Source organism: Blastococcus sp. SYSU D00669 (genome assembly GCF_054050715.1).
On the sequence record NZ_JBJGZV010000015.1, the window covers coordinates 11,563 to 36,165 of the forward strand.

Annotated in this window: 26 protein-coding genes; 12 read left to right on the forward strand and 14 right to left on the reverse strand. The window is 75.8% G+C overall.

Going from position 1 to position 24,603, the window contains the following annotated elements; translation table 11 throughout:
- Nucleotides 1-30: 30 nt before the first annotated feature.
- Both ACI8AF_RS12310 and ACI8AF_RS12315 read right to left on the reverse strand, forming a co-directional pair.
- Nucleotides 31-1,584, reverse strand: a complete 1,554-nt coding sequence (locus tag ACI8AF_RS12310; RefSeq protein ID WP_456539995.1) for an ABC transporter substrate-binding protein — start codon at nucleotides 1,582-1,584, stop codon at nucleotides 31-33.
- A 35-nt stretch (nucleotides 1,585-1,619) separates the two neighbouring features.
- Nucleotides 1,620-2,996, reverse strand: coding sequence for an LLM class flavin-dependent oxidoreductase (locus ACI8AF_RS12315; RefSeq protein WP_456539996.1), 1,377 nt, complete (start codon nucleotides 2,994-2,996; stop codon nucleotides 1,620-1,622).
- Between the two features lie 329 nt (nucleotides 2,997-3,325).
- Between ACI8AF_RS12315 and ACI8AF_RS12320 the strand changes: the two genes are divergently transcribed.
- From ACI8AF_RS12320 to ACI8AF_RS12340, 5 genes are all read left to right on the forward strand, one after another.
- Nucleotides 3,326-4,213 (forward strand): LysR family transcriptional regulator, encoded by an 888-nt coding sequence (locus ACI8AF_RS12320; protein ID WP_456539997.1) that lies wholly within the window; start codon nucleotides 3,326-3,328, stop codon nucleotides 4,211-4,213.
- On the forward strand, nucleotides 4,213-4,740 hold the full coding sequence (locus ACI8AF_RS12325) for a cupin domain-containing protein (RefSeq protein ID WP_456539998.1): 528 nt from the start codon (nucleotides 4,213-4,215) through the stop codon (nucleotides 4,738-4,740). Before ACI8AF_RS12320 ends, ACI8AF_RS12325 begins: the two co-directional genes overlap by 1 nt.
- Before the next feature lie 40 nt (nucleotides 4,741-4,780).
- Entirely contained in the window at nucleotides 4,781-4,951 is a 171-nt protein-coding gene (locus tag ACI8AF_RS12330) for a CsbD family protein (RefSeq protein WP_456539999.1), read from the forward strand.
- A gap of 200 nt (nucleotides 4,952-5,151) precedes the next feature.
- A complete protein-coding gene (locus tag ACI8AF_RS12335; RefSeq protein WP_456540000.1) occupies nucleotides 5,152-5,622 on the forward strand; it encodes a HupE/UreJ family protein in 471 nt (156 codons plus the stop codon).
- 64 nt (nucleotides 5,623-5,686) lie between these two features.
- The gene (locus ACI8AF_RS12340) at nucleotides 5,687-7,141 is read left to right on the forward strand and encodes a protein kinase domain-containing protein (protein WP_456540001.1); all 1,455 of its coding nucleotides are present in this window, start codon (nucleotides 5,687-5,689) and stop codon (nucleotides 7,139-7,141) included.
- Between the two features lie 226 nt (nucleotides 7,142-7,367).
- On the opposite strand, the gene ACI8AF_RS12345 is transcribed toward ACI8AF_RS12340, so the two are convergent.
- From ACI8AF_RS12345 to ACI8AF_RS12355, 3 genes are all read right to left on the reverse strand, one after another.
- The gene (locus tag ACI8AF_RS12345; RefSeq protein ID WP_456540002.1) at nucleotides 7,368-8,177 is read right to left on the reverse strand and encodes a hypothetical protein; all 810 of its coding nucleotides are present in this window, start codon (nucleotides 8,175-8,177) and stop codon (nucleotides 7,368-7,370) included.
- 160 nt (nucleotides 8,178-8,337) lie between these two features.
- Nucleotides 8,338-9,180 (reverse strand): siderophore-interacting protein, encoded by an 843-nt coding sequence (locus tag ACI8AF_RS12350; RefSeq protein ID WP_456540003.1) that lies wholly within the window; start codon nucleotides 9,178-9,180, stop codon nucleotides 8,338-8,340.
- A gap of 59 nt (nucleotides 9,181-9,239) precedes the next feature.
- Nucleotides 9,240-9,878, reverse strand: a complete 639-nt coding sequence (locus tag ACI8AF_RS12355; protein ID WP_456540004.1) for a DUF1707 domain-containing protein — start codon at nucleotides 9,876-9,878, stop codon at nucleotides 9,240-9,242.
- A 132-nt stretch (nucleotides 9,879-10,010) separates the two neighbouring features.
- Here ACI8AF_RS12355 and ACI8AF_RS12360 point away from each other — a divergent pair, with 132 nt between their 5' ends.
- The 3 genes from ACI8AF_RS12360 (at nucleotide 10,011) to ACI8AF_RS12370 (ending at nucleotide 12,260) form a co-directional block, all read left to right on the forward strand.
- Complete coding sequence (locus tag ACI8AF_RS12360; RefSeq protein ID WP_456540005.1) at nucleotides 10,011-11,117, forward strand: sensor histidine kinase; 1,107 nt, start codon at nucleotides 10,011-10,013, stop codon at nucleotides 11,115-11,117.
- The gene (locus ACI8AF_RS12365) at nucleotides 11,114-11,770 is read left to right on the forward strand and encodes a response regulator (RefSeq protein ID WP_456540006.1); all 657 of its coding nucleotides are present in this window, start codon (nucleotides 11,114-11,116) and stop codon (nucleotides 11,768-11,770) included. The genes ACI8AF_RS12360 and ACI8AF_RS12365 overlap by 4 nt, the downstream gene beginning before the upstream one ends.
- Nucleotides 11,771-11,852: 82 nt before the next feature.
- Complete coding sequence (locus ACI8AF_RS12370) at nucleotides 11,853-12,260, forward strand: hypothetical protein (protein WP_456540007.1); 408 nt, start codon at nucleotides 11,853-11,855, stop codon at nucleotides 12,258-12,260.
- Here ACI8AF_RS12370 and ACI8AF_RS12375 read toward each other — a convergent pair.
- Both ACI8AF_RS12375 and ACI8AF_RS12380 read right to left on the reverse strand, forming a co-directional pair.
- Complete coding sequence (locus tag ACI8AF_RS12375) at nucleotides 12,257-14,338, reverse strand: SpoIIE family protein phosphatase (protein ID WP_456540008.1); 2,082 nt, start codon at nucleotides 14,336-14,338, stop codon at nucleotides 12,257-12,259. The genes ACI8AF_RS12370 and ACI8AF_RS12375 overlap by 4 nt on opposite strands.
- An 89-nt stretch (nucleotides 14,339-14,427) precedes the next feature.
- A complete protein-coding gene (locus ACI8AF_RS12380) occupies nucleotides 14,428-14,964 on the reverse strand; it encodes a TetR/AcrR family transcriptional regulator (RefSeq protein WP_456540009.1) in 537 nt (178 codons plus the stop codon).
- A 170-nt stretch (nucleotides 14,965-15,134) separates the two neighbouring features.
- Here ACI8AF_RS12380 and ACI8AF_RS12385 point away from each other — a divergent pair, with 170 nt between their 5' ends.
- Complete coding sequence (locus ACI8AF_RS12385; protein WP_456540010.1) at nucleotides 15,135-15,761, forward strand: TetR/AcrR family transcriptional regulator; 627 nt, start codon at nucleotides 15,135-15,137, stop codon at nucleotides 15,759-15,761.
- A gap of 88 nt (nucleotides 15,762-15,849) precedes the next feature.
- Here ACI8AF_RS12385 and ACI8AF_RS12390 read toward each other — a convergent pair whose 3' ends face one another.
- The 6 genes from ACI8AF_RS12390 to ACI8AF_RS12415 all read right to left on the reverse strand — a co-directional run bounded on the left by ACI8AF_RS12390 (nucleotide 15,850) and on the right by ACI8AF_RS12415 (nucleotide 21,656).
- The gene (locus tag ACI8AF_RS12390; RefSeq protein WP_456540011.1) at nucleotides 15,850-16,929 is read right to left on the reverse strand and encodes a DUF2332 domain-containing protein; all 1,080 of its coding nucleotides are present in this window, start codon (nucleotides 16,927-16,929) and stop codon (nucleotides 15,850-15,852) included.
- Nucleotides 16,930-16,954: 25 nt separating this feature from the next.
- Nucleotides 16,955-17,734, reverse strand: coding sequence for a motility protein A (locus tag ACI8AF_RS12395; protein WP_456540012.1), 780 nt, complete (start codon nucleotides 17,732-17,734; stop codon nucleotides 16,955-16,957).
- Between the two features lie 2 nt (nucleotides 17,735-17,736).
- Nucleotides 17,737-18,006 carry a flagellar FlbD family protein gene (locus ACI8AF_RS12400; RefSeq protein WP_456540013.1) on the reverse strand — a complete coding sequence of 90 codons (270 nt, stop codon included), beginning with the start codon at nucleotides 18,004-18,006 and terminating at the stop codon, nucleotides 17,737-17,739.
- Nucleotides 18,007-18,106: 100 nt separating this feature from the next.
- Entirely contained in the window at nucleotides 18,107-19,402 is a 1,296-nt protein-coding gene (locus ACI8AF_RS12405) for a hypothetical protein (RefSeq protein ID WP_456540014.1), read from the reverse strand.
- On the reverse strand, nucleotides 19,399-19,812 hold the full coding sequence (locus tag ACI8AF_RS12410; RefSeq protein WP_456540015.1) for a hypothetical protein: 414 nt from the start codon (nucleotides 19,810-19,812) through the stop codon (nucleotides 19,399-19,401). The genes ACI8AF_RS12405 and ACI8AF_RS12410 overlap by 4 nt, the downstream gene beginning before the upstream one ends.
- On the reverse strand, nucleotides 19,809-21,656 hold the full coding sequence (locus ACI8AF_RS12415; protein WP_456540016.1) for a hypothetical protein: 1,848 nt from the start codon (nucleotides 21,654-21,656) through the stop codon (nucleotides 19,809-19,811). The genes ACI8AF_RS12410 and ACI8AF_RS12415 overlap by 4 nt, the downstream gene beginning before the upstream one ends.
- Nucleotides 21,657-21,728: 72 nt before the next feature.
- Here ACI8AF_RS12415 and ACI8AF_RS12420 point away from each other — a divergent pair, with 72 nt between their 5' ends.
- A complete protein-coding gene (locus tag ACI8AF_RS12420) occupies nucleotides 21,729-22,490 on the forward strand; it encodes a MerR family transcriptional regulator (protein WP_456540017.1) in 762 nt (253 codons plus the stop codon).
- On the opposite strand, the gene ACI8AF_RS12425 is transcribed toward ACI8AF_RS12420, so the two are convergent.
- Nucleotides 22,462-22,641, reverse strand: a complete 180-nt coding sequence (locus ACI8AF_RS12425; protein WP_456540018.1) for a hypothetical protein — start codon at nucleotides 22,639-22,641, stop codon at nucleotides 22,462-22,464. The genes ACI8AF_RS12420 and ACI8AF_RS12425 overlap by 29 nt on opposite strands.
- 133 nt (nucleotides 22,642-22,774) lie before the next feature.
- Here ACI8AF_RS12425 and ACI8AF_RS12430 point away from each other — a divergent pair, with 133 nt between their 5' ends.
- Together ACI8AF_RS12430 and ACI8AF_RS12435 are read left to right on the forward strand one after the other, a co-directional pair.
- On the forward strand, nucleotides 22,775-23,791 hold the full coding sequence (locus ACI8AF_RS12430; RefSeq protein ID WP_456540019.1) for an iron-siderophore ABC transporter substrate-binding protein: 1,017 nt from the start codon (nucleotides 22,775-22,777) through the stop codon (nucleotides 23,789-23,791).
- Nucleotides 23,792-23,814: 23 nt separating this feature from the next.
- Nucleotides 23,815-24,597, forward strand: a complete 783-nt coding sequence (locus ACI8AF_RS12435; RefSeq protein WP_456540020.1) for an isocitrate lyase/PEP mutase family protein — start codon at nucleotides 23,815-23,817, stop codon at nucleotides 24,595-24,597.
- Nucleotides 24,598-24,603: the final 6 nt, after the last annotated feature.

Sequence of the window (24,603 nt, forward strand, 5' to 3'; positions counted from 1 at the left end):
CCCTCCCGCGGGTCGTCGGAGCTGCCACCGTCAGCCGCCGATCGTCACGCCGGTCCACTCCACGTGGCCGGGGTTGCCGGGCAGGTCGGAGATCTCCGGGCTCTTGGCGAACAGGTTGGGCGCCGAGTAGGTGAACACCAGCGCCGGGCTCCGCAGGCCGGCCCGGGTGGCCGCCTGCAGCGCCTCCTCGTACCCGTCGGACCCGATCGGGGTCTGCCGGACCGCGGCCACCGCGTCCGCGAAGCCCTCCGGCTCGTACGGCGAGCTGAGGTTCAGCGGGCCGTTCGGGCCGAAGTGCGCCGTCAGCGTCTGCACCGACGAGTCGCGGCCGGTCGTGCCGTACAGCGAGAAGGTGAGGTCCTTGGCGAAGAACGGCGTCGCCCAGTTCTTGTCGATCGTGATGGTGACCGTGATGCCGACGGCGCCCAGCTGCGACTGCACGACCTCCGCCGCCGGCTGGGCCTCCGGGATGACCAGCTCCACCTCGAGCTCCCCGGGTTCGTAGCCGGCCTCGGCGAGCAGCTGCCGGGACAGGTCGGGGTCGTACGGCCAGAGGTCCTCGGACTGCGGGTCGTAGGCGATGTAGCCCGGCGGGAAGGGCTGGCTGGTCACCTCGCCGTAGCCGAACGTCAGCTTCTCGACGAACTCCTCGCGGTCGACCGCGTGGCGGACGGCGTCGACGACGCGCGGGTCGTCGAACGGCGCCTTGTTGACGTTGAGGCTGATGTTCGAGGCGTTGAACCCCGGCTGGACGAACACGTCCAGGCCCGCCGCCTCGGCCGCCTGGCCCTGGCTGGGCGCGATGTCGGCGAAGTTGTAGACGCCGGTCTGCAGGCCGGAGACGACGGTGGCGGGGTCGGGCGCCGAGACGAGCTCGACCCGGTCGATGTGGATGTTCTCGGCGTCCCAGTAGTCCGGGTTCTTCTCCAGCACCGCCTTCGTGCCCGGGATCAGCTCGGTGACGGTGAACGGGCCGGCCCCGACCGGGTTCTGGTCGAGCGCCGCGACGTCCCCCGACGCCGCTGGGCTGGGGATGAGCGCGACGCGCTGCCCGAGCAGCAGCGGGATCTGGTGGTCGACCTGGGTCAGCGCGATGACGACGTCGAGCTCGCCGGCGGCGGTGACCGACTCGATCGTCGTCAGGTCGCCGAACAGCGCCGAGTTCTCCTGCGTCTTGGCGCGCTCGAGGTACGTCTTGATCGCCTCGGCGTCGACCGGCGTCCCGTCGCTGAAGGTGAGACCCGGCCGGAGGTGGAAGGTCACCTCGTCGCCGGCCTCGTTGTAGTCCCAGCTCTCCGCCAGCCCGGGCACCGGGTTGCCGTCCTCGTCGATGTTGGTCAGCGAGGCATAGGTCAGCGCGAGCAGGCGGAACTGCGCGCCGCTGCCCGCGACGACCGGGTCCCAGTGCTCGGGGAAGTAGGAGGTGGCCCACTTCAGGGTCGCGTCCCCGCCGGCACCCCCGGTGCCGGCGTTGGCCCCGCCACCGCAGGCGCTGAGCACCAGGGACACGGCGAGGACGACGGCGGCCCAGAGGAGGGAAACGCGACGGCGGCGGACGGGCAGGACGGATCGGGCGGGGGTCATCGTCGTCTCTCGGGAGGGGAGGGGGGCCGCGGTGCTCACGGGACGAGCGCCGGGGTGGGGGCGGAGGTGGCCCGCGCGGCGGCCGCGCGGCGGGCCGCGGTGTGGCGGTTCTCCGGCACCGGCAGGCCGAGGTTGCCGCGCAGGGTCGTCGACTCGTATTCGCTGCGGACGACGCCGCGCTCGCGCAGGATCGGCAGCACCTGGTCGGTGAACCGGGCGAACTCGCGCGGGGCGTTGACGGTGACGTTGACGCCGTCGAGACCGCCGCCCTCGAACCAGCGCTGGATCTCGTCGGCGACCGTCAGCGGCGAGCCGACGAAGGGGGAGCGGCGCGCGTCCAGCTGGCGCTGGACCACCTGGCGCAGGGTGAGCCCCTCGTCCCGGGCCACCTTCTTGATCGCCTCGGCCTGGGTGCGGAAGCTGCGCTCGCCGGCGTCGCCGACCTCGGGGAACGGGGCGTCGAGGTCGTACTGCGAGAAGTCGTGCCAGCCGAACGGGCGGCCGAGCTCGGCCAGCGCCTTGTCGAAGGTCTTGCCGCCGAGGACGGCGGCCTCCTTCTCGCGGGCCTCCTCGTCGGTGTCGGCGACGATCAGCGAGATCCCCGGCACGATCAGCAGCTGCTCGGGGTCGCGGCCCTTGGCGGCGGCCCGCTCGCGCAGCTCGGCGCGGAAGGCCCGCGCCTGCTCCAGGGTCTGGGCGTGGGTGAAGATCGCGTCGGCGATGCTCGCGCCGAGGTCGCGGCCCTCCTCGGAGTCCCCGGCCTGGAAGATGACCGGCTGCCCTTGCGGCGAGCGCTCGATGTTCAACGGGCCCACCACGGAGAAGAACTCGCCCTCGTGCTCCAGGGCGTGCAGCTTCGTGCGGTCGAAGAAGACGCCGCGCTCCTTGTCCCGGGGGAAGGCGTCGGCCTCGTAGGAGTCCCACAGCCCCTGCGCGACCCGGACGTGCTCGAGCGCGCGCCCGTAGCGGGTGGCGTAGTCGTAGTGCTCGTCGCGGCTGTAGTTGCCCGCCGTCCCGGCGTCGCCGCTGGTGACGACGTTCCAGCCGGCCCGGCCGCCGCTGATGTGGTCGAGCGAGGCCAGCCGACGGGCCACGTTGAACGGCTCGTTGTACGACGTCGTCAGCGTGCCCACCAGGCCGATGTGCCGGGTGTGCACGGCGATCGCCGACAGCAGGGTCAGCGGCTCGAGCCGGCTGAGGTAGTGGTGCGGGGAGTCGGGGGTGATGAACTGGCTGTCGACGATGAAGACGTGGTCGAACTTCGCGGCCTCCGCCTCCTGGGCGCGGGCGATGTACCAGCGGACGTCGACGCTGGCGTCGCCGGGGATCTCCGGGTCGAGCCAGGTGCTGTGCTGGCCCGGGCCGCCGACCCCGAGGAGGACGGCGCCGAGCTTCAGCGTGCGACGGGACATGGGGGACCTTCCTGACGTTGGCGTGGGCGGGCAGCGCCGAGCCACCCCCGGCCGCGGGGCGGCCAGGGGTGCGGGGGAGGGGACGGCGTCTGCCGGGGAGGGGTGTCGCTCCCGCGCTGCGGCGCGGGCGGACCGATCGGGCGATCAGGTCAGCGACAGAGGCTCGCCTCGCTGCGAGCGAGGTCCAGCCAGCGGCGACACGTGAGCATCACGGCGGCCGGCGGGGTCATGCCGACGATCATGCGCCGGACGGCGGCGAGAGGTCCAACGACTCTTCGTGATGGGGACCCATCACGGGGCGCGATCAATTGTCCACTAATCTGATCGACATGAACCAGATACTGGGGATCGCTCCGCTGCGCAGCCTCGTGGCCGTCGCGGACTGCGGCGGTTTCCAGCGGGCCGCGAGTTCCCTGCACCTGAGCCAGGCGGCGGTCAGCCAGCACGTGCGCCGGCTGGAGTCGGCGACCGGGCGGCGGCTGGTGGAGCGCGACGGCCGCGGCTCGCGGTTCACCGCCCAGGGCGAGCAGCTGCTCGGCCACGCGCGGGCGATCCTCGCCGCGCATGACGAGGCGCTGCGCAGCCTGGGCGTCGAGACCGGGGAGACGATCGTCATCGGCTCCACCGAGCACGCTGCCGCGCAGCTGCTGCCCGAGCTCTCCGCCGCGCTGGAGGCCGTCCTGCCCGAGCACCGCGTCCGATTCCGGCTGGACCGGGGGACCGGGCTGCGCGAGGGCCTGGCGTCCGGCCGGATCGACGTCGCGCTCCTGCTGGGGCCCTCCGACGGCCCGCGGGCGACGCCGGTGGGGGAGCTGGAGCTGAGCTGGTTCTCGGCGCCGTCCTGGCAGCGGCCGCCGGCGCCGCGGCCGGTGCCGGTCGTCGCCTTCGACAACCCCTGCGCGCTGCGCACCCGCGCGCTGGACACGCTCGCCCGGCACGGCGTCCCGGCGGTCGTCGGCGCCGAGGCGATGCAGCTGGCCGGCGTCCAGGCGGCGGTCGGGGCCGGTCTCGGCGTCGCGCTGATGGCCACGCTGGGCCAGATCCCGGAGGGGCTCGTCGCCCGCGACGACCTGCCCCGGCCGGACCCCCTGCCGCTCGCCGCGTGGGCCCGCCAGGGGCTCCCGCCGGAGATCGCCCGCCGCGTCGCCGACGCGCTGCGGCGCCTGCTCGCGGCGCCGGTCGGCGTCGCCGACCTCGCACTCGCCCAGGGAGCCTGATGTCCGCCGTCCACGTCCCCGCCGGAAGCGCCGACGGGGAGCTCGTCCGCACGCCCAGCGGGGTGCTGTTGCCCGCCGACATCGACCCGTTCCACCGCCGGCTGCACCGCATCGCGCCGTCCGGGCTCGTGGGCGACACGACGCAGACCTCGGGCATGCGCCGGGTCGAGGCGATCAGCGGCAAGACCGTCGGGGCGCAGCACCTGTGGATGGGGCAGACGCACGTACCGGGGGCCACGGCGTCGGGCAACCACCACCACGGGGCGTCGGAGACGGCGATCTACGTCGTCTCGGGGAGGCCGGCGTTCGTGTTCGTCGACCTCGAGGGCGACGAGCCGGTCGAGACGCGCATCCAGACCGGGCCGGGGGACTACGTCTTCGTCCCGCCGTACGTGCCGCACCGCGAGGAGAACCCCGACCCCGACACCGAGGCGGTCGTGGTCATCGCGCGCACCACCCAGGAGGCGATCGTGGTCAACCTCGACGCCCTCGACTGGTCCGAGGTGGACATCGCCGGGGACCGCTGACCTGGCATGCCGGCGGCCGACCACGGGTACTGAGCGCGGCATGAGCGCTGAGGACAAGGCGAGCAACAAGGCCGACGAGCTGGCGGGCAAGGTCAAGGAAGGCCTGGGCCGCGTCACCCGCGACCCCGCCCTCGAGGACGAGGGCAAGCGCCAGCAGACCGCGAGCAACCTCAAGCAGGCCGGCGAGAAGGTCAAGGACGCCTTCAAGTAGGTCCGGCCCGCGCCGCCCCAGGCCGGCCCGCCGAGCGGCGGGCCGGCCGGCGGTACGCGCATCAGGCGTCGAGGCCGGGGAAGGTGGGTGTGGCCTCCTCGCCGTCCCAGTTCACCCGGAACCTGAAGGCCTCCTCCAGCGCTGCGAGGTAGGCGTCGGGCCTCCTCCTCGGTGATGGCACCGGGGCGAGCAGGTCGTCGATGGCGGGCCGGCGCTCGGCTGGGTGTCCGTGCCGAGCGCGCCGGTGGAGGTGCTCAATCGCCGGCGCCTCCGGCCTGGTGCCCGGGCTGGCGTTCGCCGGCATCCTCACCGACCTCGGCCTCGGGGGCTCCACCTCATTGCTCCCGCTGCTGGCCTTCAACTTCGGAGTCGAGCTCGCCCAGCTCCTCACCGTGGCGCTGCTCTTCCCGCCGCTGTACCTCGCCTCACGCACCCGCTGGTACGCCGTCCTGCGGATCGGGATCGCGTCGGTCGCCCTGGCTGCCGCCACCGGCTGGGCGCTCGAGCGCCTCGGCGTGCTCGCCGACCCGCTGGGCGGGGTGGAGGCCGCGCTCATCGCCCATCCCTGGACGGTGGTCGCCGGCCTGGCCGTCGTGGCGGTGGCCTGTCGACTCGTCGACAGGTCGCCGCGCGTCGCTTCACGACTCAGCGAGACGGCATGGTTACGGTGAGGTCACGCCGGGACGGGGGTCCGGCAGCTCGACCCCACCCGACCCGGAAGGACGACGGCTGAACGTGCGAGCCGCGGCTGAGGACATCCGCAGGACCGGTTCCCGCGAGGGCGACCTCCTGGGGGACCGCTACGAACTCGAGTCGGTGATCGCCTCCGGCGGCATGGGCCAGGTGTGGCGGGCGCGGGACACGGTGCTCGACCGACCGGTCGCGGTGAAGGTGCTCAGCGGTCAGCTCACCGCCGATCCCACCTTCGTCACCCGCTTCCGCTACGAGGCGCGGCACGCCGGCCGCCTCGGGGACCCCAACATCGCCGCCATCCACGACTACGGCGAGGGCACCGACGGCGACGGCGAGGAGCTCGCCTACCTGGTGATGGAGCTGGTCGAGGGCGAGACGCTGTCGAAGCTGCTCCGGCGCACGCCCCGGCTCGACCCGGCGACCGCGCTGGACGTCGTGCGCCAGACGGCCTCGGCGCTGGCCGCCGCGCACGCCGCCGGGGTGGTGCACCGCGACGTCAAGCCCGCCAACGTGCTCGTCCGGCCCGACGGCGTCGTCAAGCTCACCGACTTCGGCATCGCCTGGTCGTCGGCGAACGTGCCGCTGACCCGCGCCGGCCAGGTCATGGGCTCGGTGCACTACCTCGCGCCCGAGCGCCTGGACGGCGACCGCGCCACCCCGGCCAGCGACGTCTACTCCCTCGGCGCCATCGCCTACGAGTGCCTGGCCGGCCGCCGCGCCGTGGAGGGCGACAACTCGGTCACCACCGCCTTCAAGCACGCGCGCGAGACACCGCCGCCGCTGCCCGACGACGTGCCGGCCGACGTCCGGGCGCTGGTCGAGCGCGCCATGGCCAGGCAGCCGGCCGACCGCTTCACCGACGGCGCCGCCCTGCGCGACGCCGTCGACGCGCTCCCGGCGGCCGCGATCCCCGACCGGCACCCGACCGTGGTGCTGGCCGCCGAGGACGTCGACGGCGCCACCGTGGCCCTCGACCAGGGGCGGCGGCGATCGCGCATCGTCGCCGCGGTCGTGGCCGTCGCCGTCCTGGCCGTGATCGCCGTCGTGGTCGGCAGCGCACTCCTGCTCTCCCCGGACGCCCCGGCAACCGACGCGGCGCCGGCGCCGGTCCCCGCGACGTCCACCTCGCCCGATCCGGCCGTCGTGACCGCCGTCGTGCTCTCGGCGGACGGGCTGGTCGGCAGCACCGTGGCGGAGGTGCGCTCCCAGCTGATCGCCCGCGGCCTGCAGGTGCAGCTGCGGCCCGCCGAGTCGGCCGACGCCCCGGCCGGGCAGGTGCTCGCCCTCGACCCGCTCGGCGAGCTCGCGCCCGGCCAGCTGGTCACCGTCACCTACGCGGTCGCCCCGGCGCCCGCGCCCACCACCGCTCCGCCCGCTCCGCAGACCACCGAGGCGCCGGCCGCCGAGCCGAGCGCCGTCGACACGCCGGAGCAGGACGACGACGGGCGCGGCGGCGGCCGGGGCAACGGCAACCGGGGCGGCCGCGGGGACGACTAGCGCCGCGGCGATGCCGCCCGGTGGCGGCTCGGGGCGGTGTCGCGCCTGTCCGACACCGCCCCGATCCGGCTCCGGGCGGTGTCCGGCCGTCCGGGATGCCGATCCCCGACAGACGTGGCAGCCTGTCCGCAGGCCACGCCCCACCGGGTGGAGGGGGACTCCCCGGCGGGGCACCGGGTCGGGTTCAGAGCACCAGCTCCCCGGCTCGGCCATGCCCGCCGCACGGTCACGGCGCCGGCGTCGCCTCCAGCGGTGCCGGCTGCGTCGTGCGCGGTGCGGACGACGGCGAGGACGAGGACGGGGAGCTCGAGGACGTCGACGTCGACGACGACGTCGAGCCCGTCGGCTCGGCCGGCTCCGACCCCTCCGGCTCCGCCTCCTCGTCCGCCGACCCCGAGGACCCGGCCGCGGGCTCCTCGGCGGTCGACGTCGCCGGCGCGCCCGTGCTGGGGCCGGACGGCGTCGACGGGGCCGGGGTCGTCGAGCTCGCGGGGGAGTCGGCCAGCTCGCCGAGCGTCGTCGTCCCCGAGGACGAGGAGCTGGTGACCATCGCCGAGACCGGCTGCTGACCGATCACCTCGATGCCGGTGATGATCCCCATCGCCACGGCGAAGACGCCGACGGCGTAGGCGGCCAGCCGGCCCCAGCGCGGCTGGAACCGCCGGACGGGCGCGCGGCGCGGGTCGAGTTGCGCGGGCAGGACGGCGGTGGCGGCGGCCTCGGTCTCGGCGGGCTCGGCCGCGGACGCGGCGGCCCGCGGCGTCCGGCCGGTGGCCAGCACCTTGCGCAGCCGCTCGTTGGTCTTGGCCAGGGAGCTGCTGTAGAGCGCGGCGCCCACGCTGCTGACCACGCTGGCGAGCGCGGCGCCGATGAGCGTCCCGGCAACGCCGAAGAACGAGAGCAGCACCGCCGACGACACCGCGGCGAGCGCACCGGCCGCGACCTGCACGACGTTGATGACGCCGCCCTTGGTTTTCTCCTCCTCGGCCTTCGGGTCGTCGGTCTCGGCTGCGGTCTGAGGGCGCGGGGAAGTCATGGGCTCCGGGGTGGACGGGCACGAACAGGGGAAGAGGATCCGGCGCGCGGCCGGGCCACCGGTTCGAGGCTACGACCTCCGGCGGCCCGGCGACGGGCGGTCGTCCCCGCTCGGCACGCCGCTGACCTGCGGGAAGACGGCGGTGTGATTCCCGGCACGTTCAGACGGCGACCGCCGCCTCCTCCGCCTCGATGGCGGCGTTCCACTGCCGCTTGCCGGCCTGCCAGCCGTCCTCGGTGTCCCCGCGCCGCCAGTAGCCGGAGATCGACGTGAACTCCGGCCGCAGGCCGTACTGCGCGCGCAGGAACCGGCGCAGGTCGCGGACCGCGCCCGCCTCGCCGTGCACGAACAGGTGCGGCGTCCCCTCGGGCAGCGGCGCGGCGAGCACGGCGGCGACCAGCGCCACGCCCGGCACGCCGTCGCGGCGGTGCACCCAGACCAGCTCCACGCCGTCGCCGACGACGAGGTCGTCCTGCTCCTCCGTGGCGTCGGCCACCTCGACGAAGACGAGGGCGCGGGCGCCGGCCGGCAGGCCCTCGAGGGCGGCGCCGATCGCCGGCAGCGCGCTCTCGTCGCCGGCGAGGAGGTGCCAGTCGGCGTCGGGGGAGGGCGCGTAGGCCCCGCCCGGGCCGAGCAGCTGGATCAGGTCGCCGGGCCGCGCGGCCGCCGCCCACGGGCCGGCCAGCCCCTGGTCGCCGTGGTGCACGAAGTCGATGGTCAGCTCACCGGTGGCGACGTCCCACGACCGGACGGTGTAGGTGCGGGTGACCGGCCACTGCTCGCGCGGGAACTCCGCCCGCACCCGCTCGACGTCGTACGGGACGCCGTAGGGCGCCCCGGCCGGCGGGAACAGCAGCTTCACGTAGTGGTCGGTGAACGCGCCGGCCGGGAACCCGGCCAGCCCCTCCCCGCCCAGCACCACCCGGATCATGTGCGGCGTCAGCCGCGAGGTGCGCAGCACCTCGGCGACGCGGGGGGCGCGCGGACGTCGTGCCTCGGTCATGCGACCGCCTCTCTCGAGATCGTCGCCGCCCAGGTTAGCCTTACCTCAGTCCGCGGCGGCTACAGCTCCTTGCGCCGCTCGCTCAGCCGGTCGAGCAGGGCGCGCCAGCGGCTGGGCGACTCGCCGGGGGCCAGGCTGCGCAGCCGCAGGTCGCCGAAGACCGCCGAGGCGCGGACGACGACCACCGGCGTCCCGGCCAGGCGCGGCACCGGGGCCAGCTCGGTCCTGCGGTCGCCGAACACCGTCCAGCCGTGCAGCTCGGCCTCCACGCCCTCGGGGACGATCACCTCGACGTCGCCGAACACCGTGTGCAGCTCCAGCTCCAGCCGCGGCTCGCCGGTGCGCAGCCCGCGCAGGTCGACCCGCACGTCCCCGAAGACGGTCCGGGCCGTGGGCGTGTAGCCGGTGAGCCGGAGGTCGCCGAAGACCGAGCGCGTGTCCTGGGGCAGCCGGGCGCCGACGACCTCGGCGCCGCCGGGCACCGCCGGGGTGCCGGGCGCCGGCAGGTCGGACACCAGCGGTGCCAGGTCGTCCAGGGTCACCGCGGCGTAGGCGGCCGCCGCCCGCTCGCCGAACTCGTCGACGTCCAGGCGGCCCTCCGCCAGCGCCGCCTGCAGCCGGTCGACGGTCGTCATGCGGTCGACGTCGGAGGCACGCAGAGCCGGGGCGCGCTCGGGCTCGGCGGGGACGTCGGACACGCGCCGACGGTAGCGGGCAACCGATCCGGCACTCCACCGTGTCGTCGTCATCGAGGCCGGGGCAGCGGCGCTGTCCGCCGCCCGCCCGTGCGGGACGTTGACCACCGGGCGGCGGGCCCGCACAGTGGGCCGGTGAGGCGCGCGCTGGCGGTCCTGGCCTGCCTGGCGCTGCTGACCCTGGTGGCCGAGGCAGTCGGGGAGCCGCACGCCGTCCCGGCGATCGCGGTGGGCGCCGGCTACGTGCTGCTCGCCACCGTCGGCTTCGCGTGGGTCGACCGGCAGCGCCCGGCCCGCCGGCGGTGGCTCGGGGCCGGCTACGTGCTCGTCGCGTTGCCCCTGGGCTTCCTCGTCTTCGGCCTCGGTGCCGCCGGCGTCGGTGGCACGCTCATGCTGCTGGTCCTGGTGAGCCAGGCCTGGCTGCTGCTGCCGCTGCCCGCCGCCGTCGCCGTCACCGCGGTGGTGCCGCTGGTGCACCTGCCCATGGGCTGGGTGGACTTCGTGCGCAACGCCCTCGGCCTGCTCGGCGCCGCGGTGTTCACCGCCGTGGTCACCGAGCTGCTGCGCCGCGAGCAGCGGTCCCGCGCGGAGCTGGCCGCGGCGCACGAGCAGCTGCGCGGGTACGCCGCCCAGGCCGAGGAGCTGGCCACCACGCAGGAGCGCAACCGGCTGGCCCGCGACATCCACGACGGCCTGGGCCACCACCTCACCGTCGTCCAGATGCAGGTCCAGGCCGCGCGCGCGGTGCTGGGCACCGACCCGGCCCGGGCCGACGACGTCCTGGCCAAGGCGCAGGTGCAGGCGCAGGAGGCGCTGGCCGAGGTGCGCCGGTCGGTGGCCGCCCTGCGCGAGCAGCGCACCCGGCCGCCGCTGCGCACCGCGCTGGAGGCGCTCGCGGCCGAGGCCTCGGCGGCCGGCGTGCCCACCGTGCTCGCCGTCGAGGGGACGCCTCGGCCGCTGCCGGCCGAGGCGGAGGAGTCGCTGTTCCGGGCCGCCCAGGAGGCGCTCACCAACGTGCGCAAGCACGCCGGCGCCGGGAGCGCCCGGGTGGTGCTCGACTTCCGCGGCCCGGCGACGGTCCGGCTGGAGGTGTGCGACGACGGCCGCGGCCTGCCGGCCGCCGGGGGCACCGGCTTCGGCCTGGTGGGCATCCGCGAGCGGGCGGCGCGGGTCGGCGGCCGGCTCGACGTCCGTTCCGCGCCGGGCGGGGGGACGACGCTGCTGGTCGAGGTGCCCGGGTGAACGGGCCGGTGCGGGTGCTGCTCGCCGACGACCAGGCGCTGTTCCGCGAGGCGCTGGGCACCCTGCTCGGGGCGCGCCCCGAGGTCGAGGTGGTCGGCGAGGCGGCCGACGGCGCCGAGGCGCTGCACCGGGCCGCCGAGCTCCGTCCGGACGTCGTCCTCATGGACCTGCACATGCCGGTGCTCGACGGGGTCGCGGCCACCCGGCGGCTGCGCGCCGAGCAGCCGGAGGTGCGCGTGCTGGCCCTGACCACCTTCGACGACGACGAGGACGTCTTCGCCGCGCTGCGCGCCGGCGCCCTCGGCTACCTGCTCAAGGACGTCTCCTCCGACCGGCTGGTCGAGGCGCTGCTGGCCGCCCGGCGGGGCGAGTCGGTGCTCCAGCCGTCGGTGGCGGCCAAGGTGGTGGCGCGGTTCGCCCGGCTTCCCGCCGAGCCGGCGTCGCGGCCGCAGCCGCTGGTCGTCCCGCTGTCGGACCGCGAGCTCGAGGTGGTGCGGCTGCTCGCCGGCGGGCGCAGCAACCGCGAGATCGCGCAGGAGCTGTACCTCGCCGAGGGCACGGTGAAGAACCACGTGACCAACGTGCTGGCCAAGCTCGGTGCCCGCGATCGCACCCAGGCGGCGCTGCGGGCCCGGGCGCTCGACCTCCTCTGACGCGGGGTCACGCCGCGACGTGACCCGGGGTCATGACCTCCGGCACGTCAGTTCCGGGCGGGCCGGCGCCAACCTTCCCGCCATGAGGACGGAGACGCTGCACACCACCACCACCACCCGCCGGCGCGCGGTGTGGCACTTCACCCGCCACTACCTCGAGATGGTCGTGGCCATGCTGGCCGGCATGGTGGCCCTCGGTCCCCTGTGGAGCCTGGTCTGGCCCGGCTGGACGGCGACCACCGAGGTGCACGTGCTCGGCATGGCCACCAACATGGCGATCGGCATGACCGCCTGGATGGCCTTCCGGCGGCACTCCTGGGGATCGATCGCGGAGATGTCGGCCGCGATGTACGTGCCGTTCCTGGTGCTGCTGGTGCCGTACTGGGCCGGCGCGGTCTCGGCCGGGTTCGTGTTCACCGCCGGGCACGTGCTGATGCTGCCGGCGATGGCGGTGCCGATGCTCCGCCGCCGGCACGAGTTCGCCCACTAGCCCGGGCGGACCTCCGGCTCGGCGGCGACCGGTGCCCCCTGCAGCCGCAGGCAGATGAGGACGACGTCGTCCTGGAGCCGCCGGCCACCGGTCAGCTGGCGCATCACCCCGTCGCACCACTGGGCGGGGTGGTCGCCGTCCAGCCCGGCGGCGACGTCGGCGAGCCGGCCCAGCCCGGCGTCGAGGTCGGCGCCGCGGCGCTCGACCAGGCCGTCGGAGTACCAGATGAGCACCGCCCCGGGCGGGACGTCGACCTCGGCCTCCGTGCGGGCCGCGGTCTGCACCGCCAGGGGGCGCGAGCGGCCACCGGGCAGGAACTCGGCGCGGTGGTCGGTGACCAGCAGCGGCGGCGGGTGCCCGGCGCACGCGTAGCGCAGCCGGCCGGCCACCGGGTCGTACTCGCCGTAGCCGATCGTGGCGAAGCGCGCGCCCGGGATGGCCGCCGACGCCTGGTCCAGCGCCTCCAGCACCGCGGCCGGCCCGTCGTGCGGCGCGGCGGCCACCACCCGCAGCGCCGAGTGCAGCCGGCCCATGGCCGCCGCGGCCCCCAGGTCGTGCCCGACCACGTCGCCGACGACGAAGGCGATCCGCCCGTCCGCCAGGGGGAAGGCGTCGTACCAGTCGCCGCCGATGTCGTGCTGCTCGTCGGCCGGCCGGTAGCAGCCGGCGACCAGCGCGCCCGGGAGCACGTCGGGCACCGAGGGGAGGAAGGCCTGCTGCAGCTGGTGGGCCGCCTCCCGCTCGGCCTCGTACAGCCGTGCCCGGTGCAGGGCCTGGGCCATGAGCTCGGCGAGCGTGCGGGCCACCGCCGTCACGTCGTCGTCGAGGGCGTCCGCGGTGTCGAACCCGAAGGCCAGCGCGCCCACCGTCGTCCCCGCGGCCCGGGCCGGCACGGCCAGGTCGGAGCCGGTTCGCACCGGGGTGCCGGTCAGCGCCGCCGTCGTCACGATCGAGGCGTCGTCCAGCGGCACCTCGACCGGGCCGGACGCCGCACCGGTGGTCCAGACCCGCAGCCGGGCCCCGTCGGGCGTGAGCACGCCGACCGCACCGGAGTCGGCGAGCAGCCCGATCCCGGAGCGCACCAGCACCTCGGCGATCGCGTCGGACGTCGCCGCGGTCGCCAGGCCGGCCGTGACCGCCTGCAGCGCCTCCACCCGGCGGCGGGCCGAGCGCTCGCGTCGGGAGGCCGACCGGGCCCGCTCGCGCTCGAGGATCTCCACCGCGAGCAGCCACGCGCTGAGCACGGTGACCGCCACGAACAGCTGGAGGGCGGCCGCCTCCATGCGCGGGGAGTCCTCGAGGCTGGCCCAGGGGCCGTGGCCGGTCACGGTCATGACGTTGGCCGTCACGGCGAGCGCCAGGCCGGCCTCGGTGACCACGGGGACGCCGTAGCGGACGGCGAACCAGAGCAGCAGCGGCAGGGTCAGGTAGGCCACCGGTGCCTGCGTCGGCCAGAACGTCACGACCGTCAGCGCGACGGTGGCGGCGACGCAGGCCAGGCGGTGCAGGATGCCCGCGGCGGTCGGCCGGTCCCGCTCGAGCCGCCAGGAGAGCACCGCCCCGCCGACGGTGATGGCGCCGAGGCCGTCCCCGGCCCAGAACGGGAGGAGCCCGTCGAGCACCGCCGGGCCCTGGGACAGGTGGATGGTCACCGAGCCGATCAGGCCGCCGACGAAGGGGCCGGCCACCCCGCCGCAGAGGAGGAAGCAGCCGAGGTCGCGGCGCCGGCTCAGGTCGACGTCGCGCACGAAGCGGCGCAGCAGGGTGGCCGCCACCAGCGGCTCGGCGGTGTTCGCGAGGGCGAAGCCGAGCACCCACGGGAACTCGAGCCCCTGGCTGACGTCGACGACCACCTCGACCACCGCGGCGGTGCCGAGGACCCACGGCCACCGGCGCGGCTCGTTGAGCACCAGTGCGGCCAGGGTGACCCCGGCGGGCAGGAAGAGGACCGCGCCGGTGGGGGAGGCCTCGAAGAGCAGGAAGGAGGTCAGCGCCCCGACCGCGTACGCGGCGCCCACGAGCAGGACCAGCCGCCACGGCACCCGCCGGTGGGCCGCGCGCTGGTCCGGGCTCGCCATCAGGCCTCCGCCCCTCGAGGTGCCCCGCGCGTCCTCACGAGATCAACTGCGGTACACGATGCCAGGCGCACCGCCGGGCGGACAGGGCCTCACGACGGCGCACCCCGCCGCCGCGTGGTCTGCACCTCCAGGCCGCCGACGAGGAAGTCGACGAGCACGTCGATGTCGACCGCCGAGCGGGCGCCGCCGCGCAGCCGGTCGAGCACCAGCCCGCGCAGCACCCAGTTGAGCGTCTGCAGGGCCGACGGGGGGACGTCGCGCGCGGCGGCCCGGCTGAGCACGGCGCCCAGCGCCCGTGCGAGCGGCCGGTCGAGGGCCAGGCCGGCCGCCTCCCGGAGCGGCGGGTGCCACTCGGCGGCGCTGAGGACGGCGGCCACGGCCATCTCGTCGGTGGTGCGCGGCCCGCGCCAGCCGGCCAGCAGGGCGCGCAGGTCGCCGGCGAGCGAGCCGGTGACCGGGGGCTCGGCGAACAGCTCGACGCCGGAGAGCGCGGCGACCACCAGCTCCTCGAGGTCGGCGCGGTCGCCGAGCGCCCCGGCGGCCGGGCCGGCGCGCAGCGCGACCGCGTCGGTGGTCAGCCCCTCGTAGCCGTGCTCGCCGAGCGCGTCGAGCACGGCGCGCAGCACCAGTCGTGAGCCTGGGGACTCCCAGCTGAGCCGGCTGTGCACGTGTTCCCCCACCTCGGGCACGTCCCTCGTCCCCCTGGTCGGCGACGGTAGGTCCGCCTCAAGGAAACCAGCGGGTTCCGGATGTGCCGCATCCGGGGTGCGCGGGCGATCGCCGGTACCGTCGCGTCATGGGGGAGGAGCGGCACGACGAGGTGCGCCGCCGGGGGCGCCCGCTGGACCGGGCGCTGGACGGCGTGATCCGCAAGGCCGCGCTCGAGGTGCTCTCCGAGACCGGCTACCGGCGGCTGACCATGGACGAGGTCGCGATGGTGGCCGGCGTCAGCAAGGCGACCATCTACCGCCGCTGGCCGAGCAAGGTCGACCTGCTCGTCGACGTCGTCGACGCCGCCAGCGACGACACCCTGGTCCAGGTGGACACCGGCACGCTGCGCAGCGACCTCGTCGCACTGCTGGGCGCGCTGACCGAGATCCTCACCGGGCCCGGCGGCGGCGCCAGCCGCGCGCTGCTCGGCGTGCTCGACGAGGAGCCGCTGCTCGCGGAGGCCTACCGGCGCGGGCCCCTGGCGCGCTGGGCCCTCGCGTTCACCGACGCCTTCGAGCGGGCGGTCGCCCGCGGCGAGGTGCCCCCCGGCGCCGGCGCCACCCTGGCCGCGGAGGCGGGGCCGGCGATCGTCGTCCAGCGGTGGATCGTCGGCGGGCTGCCGCTCGGCGAGGACCTCGCGGCCGACGTCGTCGACCGGGTCATGCTGCCGCTGCTCACCGCGGCTCCTCCGCCGGCGCCTCCCGGCGCCTGATCCCGCGCCGTCAGGTCCCGTTCGACGGGTCCTCGTCCGGGTCGGGGAAGTCGTGGGGCGGGACCGGGTCCTGGCCGGAGCGCGGCTCCTACCCGGGCCGGGGGGAGGAGGCCAGCCACGACAGCAGGCGGCCCCGCGACCAGCAGCGGCCGACGGCCTCGGCCCGCACCACCGCCCCCTCGAACACCGCCAGGCCGATGATGCTGTGCCCGGAGGCGTGCCGGTCGCCGAGCGTCGGGATCGCCGGCGCCACCCCGACCCCCTCCGCCGACACCCACGCCACGGCCCGGCCGGCCGCCACTTCGTCGAGCCGCTGCAGGAACCGCAGGCGGCCTTCCGGCGGGAGGTCCGACAGCGCCCACGTCGTGGTGACGACGGGCAGGGCGCCCGCGGGCACGCGGGCGACGGCGTCGGGCAGCACCTCGAGGACGTCCCCCTGCAGCAGCACCGGGGGATCCGTCGCCGCCAGCGCCAGCTCGGCCTCGAGCGCCGCGGCCCGTTCCGGCTGGTCCGGGGGAAGGCACGCGCGCAGCCACCGGACGTCGTCGGGGTCGGTCACGTCGAGCGGTTCGGCATCGATGCCGATCCGGGCGACGACCTCGGGGACCCCTCGCGTCGGCAGGGACCGGTGACCCACGACCGAGGCCGCCCTCTGCACGGGGGAGGACGGGTCGCCCAGCACCTGCCCGTTGCCGTACGCGATGCCGACCCGGTCCAGGAAGAGGTTCAGCCCCGCCGAGCAGCTCACGTCGACCAGTCCGACCGCGTCCGCGCCCACGCGGTGCGCCGCCTCGGCGACGGCCGGGTGCAGCACGGCGCAGCGCCCGGTCTCGTCCGGCCGCAGCGGCCGGCGGACCGCCACCGCCGCCACCGCGTCGGTCATCCGCGCCAGCGCGTCGACCGCCGCCGTGGCCGCGGCGTCGCCGTCCCCTCGGGCGTACGCGGCGGCGAGTTCCGGGGCGCGTCCCGCGAGGGCGAGGTCGTGCAGCGCCGCCAGGACCACCGCGGGGCCCCGCTTGCGGGCCGGCAGCGCCTCGACGGAGCGCAGCGCCTCGTCCGAGCCGCTCACGGCGAGGGCGACCCGTGCGTGCAGCGGCGAGTCCCCGGCGGCGTCGCCCTCGCCGAACCGGCGGTACACCTGGGCGAGCGTGCGGGCCGGGCCGGGCATCCCGGCGAGCCTAGCGAGCGGGACGCTACGCAGCCCGCGCGCGGGCGGCGGCCGCCTCGGCCGGAGGCAGCAGCCCGGTGAGGCGCTGGCGCACGAGGCGGGGGTTCGTGCCGGCCTGGATCTCGGCGATGCCGGTGAGCAGCAGCTCCAGCTGCGCCGAGCGCAGGGCGCTGGTCCGCAGGATGCGTGCGCTCATCGGCAGCCAGAGGACGTTGGCCGACAGCACGCCCCAGAGCGTGGCGACGAAGGCCGAGGCCACCAGCGGTCCGATCGTGTCCGGCTGGTCCAGCCGACCCATCACGTGCATCAGGCCGACGACCGTGCCGATGATGCCGACCGTCGGCGCGTAGCCGCCCATGCGGGCGAAGAAGCGCGCCGCGGCCCGGTCCTCCGCCTGGAGCACCGAGATCTCGGCCTCCAGGTAGGCCTTCAGCCGCTCGGGGTCGGTGCCGTCGATCGCCAGCCGCAGGCCGCGTCGCAGGAACGGGTCGTCGACATCGCCCACCTGCCGGTCGAGGGCGAGCAGGCCCTCGCGCCGCGCGCGGCCGGCCAGGTCGACGAGGACGTCGATGCGCTGGGCCGCCGTCGGCACGCGCGCGGGCGCGAGTGCCTGGCGCACCCACCGGCCGACCTTGCGGACGTCGTCCATGGCGGAGCCGGCGACCACCGCACCGGCCGTCCCGGCGACGACGAGCACGATCGCCGGGAGCAGGAGCAGCTCCGACGGCGCGACGCCGTCCGCGAGCATCGTGACGAGCAGCCCGCCGAGCGCGACGGCGATGCCGATCAGCGTCGTGGGGTCCACCGTCAGCGGTCCCGGCGGCGCGGCAACGGCACGATGGCCGCCCCGGTGACCTCGGCCCGGTCCGCGGGCGTGTCGATCAGCCGCCAGGCGCTGACCATGACCGCCGCCCGGTAGGCCCGGATCTTCGCCGTGACCTGCTCGGGCGGCTCCCTGACGACGTACTTCGCGCCGTCGGTCAGGAACACCACGGTCTCCGGGTGCGCCTCGAGCCGCTCGATCGCGGCCGGGTCCAGGCAGCAGCGTTCCCCGGTGGTGCGCGTCAGTGCGATCACCGTCGCCCCTCTCCTCGACCTGGGCGGGCATCCGCCGCATCGGCCCCGCCGGCGCCGTCCTGGAGCCGGGACGGGGGACGTCCACCCGGACGGGTGACCCCTAGAAGCCGAAGAGCAGGCCGAGCCCGGCGATCGTGAAGACGATCATGACGTTGACCAGCGGCAGCTGGTCGGACGCCGGGGCGCCGGGGAACAGCCGCAGCGCCCGCTCGTGGGCGAGCGTGACCCCGACGACGTGGCCGGCGACCACCGACCCGACCTGCACGTAGGCGATGGCGTCGGGACCGACCGCGGTCAGGTCCACCACGTTGCCCGCTGCGCCGAAGAGGTCACCGCCGGTGCCGAACGGGTCGTTGAGCAGGATCCACGTGTTCTGCCCGTCGAGGACGAACAGGCTGAAGTAGTGCGCGACGGTGTAGCCGAGCGCGATGGGCAGGACGGTGGCGGCGAACAGGCGGGGCGAGTGCCGGCCCGCCTGCCGGCCCATCCGCGCCGAGAGGCGGGTGCCGGCGACGTACAGCCCGGCCACCAGCGCGGTCGACGCCAGCAGCCCCGCGGTGCCGGTCAGCACGCCGTCCCCGGCGCCCGGGCCGCTCTGCCACCAGGCGGTGCGGGTGAGCCCGTCGAAGCCCGTCGACCCCAGCAGGACGACGACCACCGCCGCCAGCCCCCGCTCGGGCGGGGTCGCCAGCGCGTTGGTCAGCGGGTCGCGCAGCACCACCCGGCCGTCGTCCCGGCGCGCCCAGACCGAGAGCCGGCCGAGCAGCGTGGAGTACACCTCGAAGCCGTCGCCGCGGGCGAACCAGCCGTCGCCGAACCACCACGCGGCCGTCAGGTGCACCACGGCGCAGCCGATGACGAACCCGGCGACGACGGCCGGTTCGGCGCGGTCGGCCGGCACCAGCTCCAGCCACACGAAGACCAGCAGCGACCCCGCGGCCGGCCAGAGGCCGAGGGCGGGCAGCCGGGCGGCCGCGCGGCCTCGCCCGGGCAGGGCGCGGGCCAGCAGGCGCAGCGGGTTGACCACCCGCCAGACCGGCCCGAACAGCAGGCTCGCCGGCACCAGCCCCACCCAGAACGTGACGTACAGCGCCCAGGGCGCCAGGTTGCGCGCCGCCTCCCGCGGCCCGGCCAGCGCGACGGCGAGCACGAACAGGACGACGACGAGGGCGCCGGCCTGCAGCGCGGTGCGCACGCCGGCGCTGTCGGCGGCCCGCTGCAGCCACGTCGGCACGGGGCGGCCCGACGACGCGTTCCCCAGCAGCGGCCGGCGCCAGACCAGGAGCAGGACGGCGAAGCTGGCGAGGATCGCGAAGCCGCCGCCGTAGAGCGCCAGGCCGCCGGGGATCGGCAGGTCGGTGCGCGAGCCGACCCCGTGCGCGAGGACGTCGGTCACCGCACCTGCAGGGACAGCAGCTCCTGACCGAGCTCCTCGAGCTCCACCTCGAAGACCCCGGGGACGGTGGCCTCGAACGTGACCGTGCCCGGGGCGTCGGGTGCGACGTCGGCCATCAGGTCGTAGCCGTGCACGTGCACGTGGTCGGCGACGTCACTGGTCACCTCCAGCGTCACCGTCGTCCCGAGGGCGACCGGGATCCGGCCGCCGCCGCTGACCTGCCCGCCCCGGTAGGCCACCTCGACCACCTGCGCCGGCGTGCTCGGCTCGGCGGACGCGGTCGTGGACGACGTCGCCCCCGGTGCCGAGCTCGTCGGGTCCGCCCGGGCCGGCGGTGGCGCGGTGCCGGCGCAGCCGGTGAGGAGGAGGGCCACCCCGGCGGGGACGGCGGCCCGGAGCAGCCGGCTCACCGGCGGCCGGTGCCGGTCGGCTCGGGGGCGTCGGCCGGCCGGTCGGTGAAGGCCTCGCTCGCGCTGCCGCGCCGCGAGTAGCGGCCCACGCCCCACGAGATCGCGGCGAGGATCGCCAGCGTGCAGGCCAGGACCACCAGGCTGGAGGCGCCCCACAGCCAGCGCGGGGCGTCGTCGGTCTGCTCGCGCTGCAGCAGCTCCTTCTCGGGGATCGCCTCGCGGGTCACGCCGTCGGTGGCCGCGATCTCCTCGGCGCCGATGACCGGGTCCTCCGGCAGCCAGATCGGGACGGCGGTGAGCACGCGGCCGTCGTGCAGCCGCAGCATGGTCTTCCACGTCCCGTCGAGCGGCACCGGCTCGGTGGTGCGGTAGGTGCCCGGGCCGACCTCCTCCAGGTCGTCCACCACCAGGCCGCCGCCCTGCCAGGAGGTGATCTGCGCCCACGCCGGGTCGTCGACGGCGTCGTCCGGGACGAGCTGGACGGTGACGACGCCGGTGCGCGGCGAGTCGGTGACCTCCTCGATGCCCATGGTGGCCTGCACGTCGTCGGGCACGGTGGCGATCAGCCCGTTGGCGACGGCCGCCGCGATCGCGGCCAGGCTCGCCACCAGCACGCCGCGGGCGACCGCGGGCCGCGGCAGCCGGCGGCGCAGGCCGAGGGCGAGCAGTGCGCCGAGCATCGCTCCGGCCAGCCCGCCGACCAGCGCCATGAGGGTGCCCTCGACGGCGGTGTCGCTGCCCCACGACAGCGTGCTGACCAGGTTGCTCCACCCGGCCTCGCCGAGGTGGCCCAGGGTGCCGATGCCGAGGCCGGCCACCGCCGCGTAGAGCAGGGGTCGCCGGAGCAGGGGACCGGCGAGCGCGAGCAGCTCGACGACCACCGCCGAGCCGAGGTAGAGCGGGAAGGACGGCGTCGTCTCGCCGAGGACGGGCCCGACGAGGAGGCTCACCGTGCCGCGGACGGCGAGGAAGAAGAACGCCGCGAGCAGGGCGCCGCCGCGGCCCATCCACAGCCGGGCGGCGACCAGCGCGACGCCCGCGGCACCGGCGATCATCAGCGGCGCCAGCACCTGGCGGAACTGGGGGACGTCGAAGTCGTACTCGCCCTGGAACACCGACAGGCCGAGCAGCAGCCCGCCCATCGCCGACGCCTGGCGCAGGTACCGGCCGGCGCTGCCGACCTTGCGGTCGCCGTCGTCGGTGGAGGCGCCGCCGTGGCCCTCCTGCTCGAGCAGCAGCAGGCCGACCAGCGACAGCCCGGCGCCGCCGATGAGCATCAGGTGCGTGGGGCCCCACAGCGTGACGTCCTGGCCGAAGAACCGGTGCCAGACGTCGTCGAGGGGGAAGCCGAGCAGCGCGTAGAAGCCCGACGCGGTCAGCAGGACGCCGCCGACCGGCACGTACCAGCCGCGCAGGAAGCGGACGGGGACCGGCCCGGGGCGCTCGCCGAGCGGCATGGCGCAGGCCAGCACGCCGCCGGCGAAGACGCCGAACAGCCCGAAGAGGATGAAGTAGTGGGCCGGGTTGGCCAGCGGCCCCGAGTCGCGCCCGACGTCGATGTGCAGGCTGATGTCCCACATCATCCCGAACAGCGCGACCAGCAGGGACACCGTCGTGAGCACGGTGGGCAGGGCCACCCACGCCGGGACGCCGGTGGCGCGGCCGAGCCGGTCGCCGAGGCGGGTCAGCCCGCTCCACCGGCGGGTGCGGTGCAGCCAGACCACGCCGAGCAGCAGCGCGGTGAGGAACAGGCCGAGGGCGGTGGCCAGGACGACCTCGCCCAGGGCGGCACCGCCGGCGGGGCGGTCCTCCGCCGCGGCGAGGACGGACGCCGTCGTCGTCATGGCTCCCTATTTGACACTAGTTGGCGTGACATCGCCAAGTGATACATAGCGGACGGCGCTAGCCTGGGATCCGTGAGCCAGGCGACGGGCGAGGACGGCGACCGCGAGCTGACGGTCGACCAGCTCGCCGCCGTGGTGGGCGTGACCGTCCGCAACGTGCGCGCGTACGCGGCGCGGGGGCTGCTGCCGCCGCCGCGGCTGGTCGGCCGCACCGGCTACTACGGCCGCGAGCACGTCGCCCGGCTGCGCCTGGTGCGGGAGATGCTGGCCGAGGGCTACTCGCTCAACATGATCGAGCGCACGCTGGCCGCCGCGCCGGAGACCGCCGGGTCGGCCACGCTGGCGCTGCACCGGGCGCTGCTGGCGCCGTGGCTGCCGCCGGAGCCGGAGGAGACCACCGCCGGTGAGCTGGCCGCCCGGGCCGGCGTGGCCGAGGACGACCGGCTGGTCGACGGCCTGGTCGCGCTGGGCTTGGTCGAGCGGCTGGACGGCGACCGGCTGCGGGTGCTCGACCCGGCGCTGCTGACCGCCGGGCTGCAGGTGGTCGAGCTCGGGGTCCCGCCGGAGGCCCTGATCACCGCGCAGCTGGCCGTCGCCGAGCACGTCCGGGCGATCGCGCAGACCTACGTGCAGATGTTCGTCGAGACCGGCTGGCGCGCGCTGGCCGACGCGGGCGCCACCCCCGAGCAGCTGGAGCGCGCGCAGGCGACCGTCACCCGGCTGCAGCCGGCGGCGGCGCAGGCGCTGCTGGCCACGTTCCGCCGCGAGATGGCCGCCGCCGTGGAGGTCGCGGTCGAGGCCGAGCTCAGGAAGCCGGCGGGGTCTCCGGGCTGAGGTCCGCCTCCGCCCGTTCGCGCGGGGCGAGCCGCCGGTCGCGGACCACCGCGCCGACGACGAGGGCGACGAGCACCAGTGCCGGGCCGAACACCCCGATGGTCGCGATCGACCCGAGGCTGTCGAAGGCGAGGACGTCGAGGCCGGCCACGCGTCCCATGTGACACCGACCGATGTCACGTGTCAAACGCGGGTGGCCGATCGACAGAACGCTGCGCTGGTTAGGGTAGCCTTCCCTTCTCTCGCGGGGCCCGTCCCGCGACCAGGTCGAGGAGAACCGTCCGATGCGCATCCGCGCCACCCTGCCGGCCCTCGCGGCCCTGACCCTGCTGGTCGGCTGCGGCGGCTCCGAGGAGCCCACGGAGGAGGCGTCCGGCTCGGGCGCCTCGGGCGGCGGCTCGGACGGCGCCTTCCCCGTGACGATCGACCACGTGTTCGGCGAGACGACGATCGAGGAGGAGCCGGAGCGGGTCGTCGTCCTCGGGTGGAGCGCGCAAGACGTCGTCTACGCCCTGGGCGTCACGCCGGTCGGCATGCCGGCCTACGCCTACGGCGGCGACGACGAGGGCGTCCTGCCGTGGAACGCCGACCTCTACGACCCCGAGCAGACGACGCTGATCGACACGACCGACGGCTACCCGCTCGAGGAGATCGCCTCGCTCGCGCCCGACGTGATCCTGGCGCCGTACGACGGCTTCGAGGAGTCGGTCTACGACAGCCTGACCGGCATCGCGCCGACCGTGGCCTACCCGGACGAGGCCTGGGCGACGCCGTGGGAGGACCAGACCCGGATCATCGGCGAGGCGCTCGGCCGCGACGACGAGGCGCAGCAGCTGATCGACGAGACGAACCAGCAGATCGCCGACCTCGCCGCGGAGCACCCCGAGTTCGAGGGCGTCACCTTCAGCTACGCCAACCTCGGCGCCGACTCCATGTTCGTGTACCTGGCCAGCGACCCGCGGGTGCAGCTCGTCGAGGGGCTCGGCCTGACCCTGGACCCGGCCGTGCAGACCCTCGCCGGCACCGGCGAGCAGACCAGCTTCTACTCGACGCTGTCGCTGGAGCAGGCGCCGCAGATCACCTCGGACGTCCTGGTCGCCTGGACCGCCGGGCCGGCCGACGAGGTCACCTCGCAGCCCGTCTACGCGCAGGTGCCGGCCATCGCGCGCGGGTCGGCCGTCGTCGTCGACGACCCGGGCTTCGTGTTCGGCGCCAGCGCGGTCAGCGTGCTGTCGATCCCGTGGGTGCTCGACCGGTTCGTCGGCGAGCTCTCCACCGCGGTCGCCGCCGCCCAGGGCTGACCCGCGGCCGTAGGGTCGGCCGCATGACCGACCTGGCCACCCGCGCCCGCACGCTGCTCGACCTGCACACCGCACCGGAGATCCTGGTGCTGGCCAACGTCTGGGACGTCGTCTCGGCGACGGTCGTCGCGGGCACCGAGGGCGTGCGGGCGCTGGCCACGGCGAGCCACTCGATCGCGGCCACGTTCGGCTACGAGGACGGCGAGAACATCCCGCTGGACCTGCACCTCGACATGGTCGGCCGGATCACCGCGGCCGTGGACCTGCCCGTGACCATGGACTTCGAGGCGGGCTACGGCGACGCGGGGGAGACGGCGCGCCGGGCGATCGAGGCCGGCGCCGTCGGCGGCAACCTCGAGGACCAGATGAAGCCGCTCGGCGACGCCGTCGCCGCGGTGGAGGCCGTCGTCCGCGCCGGCCGCGACGCCGGCATCGACTTCGTGCTCAACGCCCGCACCGACGCGCTCCTGCGTGCCGGGCGGGACGCCGACCGCGGTGAGCTGGTGGCCGAGGCGGTCCGGCGCGGCCGCGCCTTCCTGGAGGCCGGCGCGCCGGTGGTGTTCGTGCCCGGGGCCGTGGCCCGCGACGAGATCGCCGCCCTGGTCGACGGGCTCGGCCCGCGGAAGCTCAGCGTCATCGCGGTCCCGGGGGTCTCGCTGCCGGTGCGCGAGCTGCAGGAGCTCGGGGTCGCCCGCGTCTCCACCGGTCCGTTCACGCAGCGGGTCGCGCTGACCGCGCTGCAGGACGCCACCGCCGAGCTGGTCGCCGGCGGTGTGCTGCCGCCCGGCACGCGCAACCTGAACTAGGCGGCA

Bases quoted from the DNA above. Each gene is read 5' to 3' on its own strand.
- ACI8AF_RS12370 (WP_456540007.1), top strand. From the start codon at position 11,853: ATGAGGACGGAGACGCTGCACACCACCACCACCACCCGCCGGCGCGCG.
- ACI8AF_RS12320 (WP_456539997.1), top strand. From the start codon at position 3,326: ATGAACCAGATACTGGGGATCGCTCCGCTGCGCAGCCTCGTGGCCGTC.
- ACI8AF_RS12375 (WP_456540008.1), bottom strand. From the start codon at position 14,338: ATGGCGAGCCCGGACCAGCGCGCGGCCCACCGGCGGGTGCCGTGGCGG.
- ACI8AF_RS12325 (WP_456539998.1), top strand. From the start codon at position 4,213: ATGTCCGCCGTCCACGTCCCCGCCGGAAGCGCCGACGGGGAGCTCGTC.
- ACI8AF_RS12390 (WP_456540011.1), bottom strand. From the start codon at position 16,929: ATGCCCGGCCCGGCCCGCACGCTCGCCCAGGTGTACCGCCGGTTCGGC.
- ACI8AF_RS12330 (WP_456539999.1), top strand. From the start codon at position 4,781: ATGAGCGCTGAGGACAAGGCGAGCAACAAGGCCGACGAGCTGGCGGGC.
- ACI8AF_RS12315 (WP_456539996.1), bottom strand. From the start codon at position 2,996: ATGTCCCGTCGCACGCTGAAGCTCGGCGCCGTCCTCCTCGGGGTCGGC.
- ACI8AF_RS12385 (WP_456540010.1), top strand. From the start codon at position 15,135: ATGGGGGAGGAGCGGCACGACGAGGTGCGCCGCCGGGGGCGCCCGCTG.
- ACI8AF_RS12335 (WP_456540000.1), top strand. From the start codon at position 5,152: ATGGCGGGCCGGCGCTCGGCTGGGTGTCCGTGCCGAGCGCGCCGGTGG.
- ACI8AF_RS12435 (WP_456540020.1), top strand. From the start codon at position 23,815: ATGACCGACCTGGCCACCCGCGCCCGCACGCTGCTCGACCTGCACACC.
- ACI8AF_RS12350 (WP_456540003.1), bottom strand. From the start codon at position 9,180: ATGACCGAGGCACGACGTCCGCGCGCCCCCCGCGTCGCCGAGGTGCTG.
- ACI8AF_RS12310 (WP_456539995.1), bottom strand. From the start codon at position 1,584: ATGACCCCCGCCCGATCCGTCCTGCCCGTCCGCCGCCGTCGCGTTTCC.
- ACI8AF_RS12430 (WP_456540019.1), top strand. From the start codon at position 22,775: ATGCGCATCCGCGCCACCCTGCCGGCCCTCGCGGCCCTGACCCTGCTG.
- ACI8AF_RS12345 (WP_456540002.1), bottom strand. From the start codon at position 8,177: ATGACTTCCCCGCGCCCTCAGACCGCAGCCGAGACCGACGACCCGAAG.
- ACI8AF_RS12415 (WP_456540016.1), bottom strand. From the start codon at position 21,656: ATGACGACGACGGCGTCCGTCCTCGCCGCGGCGGAGGACCGCCCCGCC.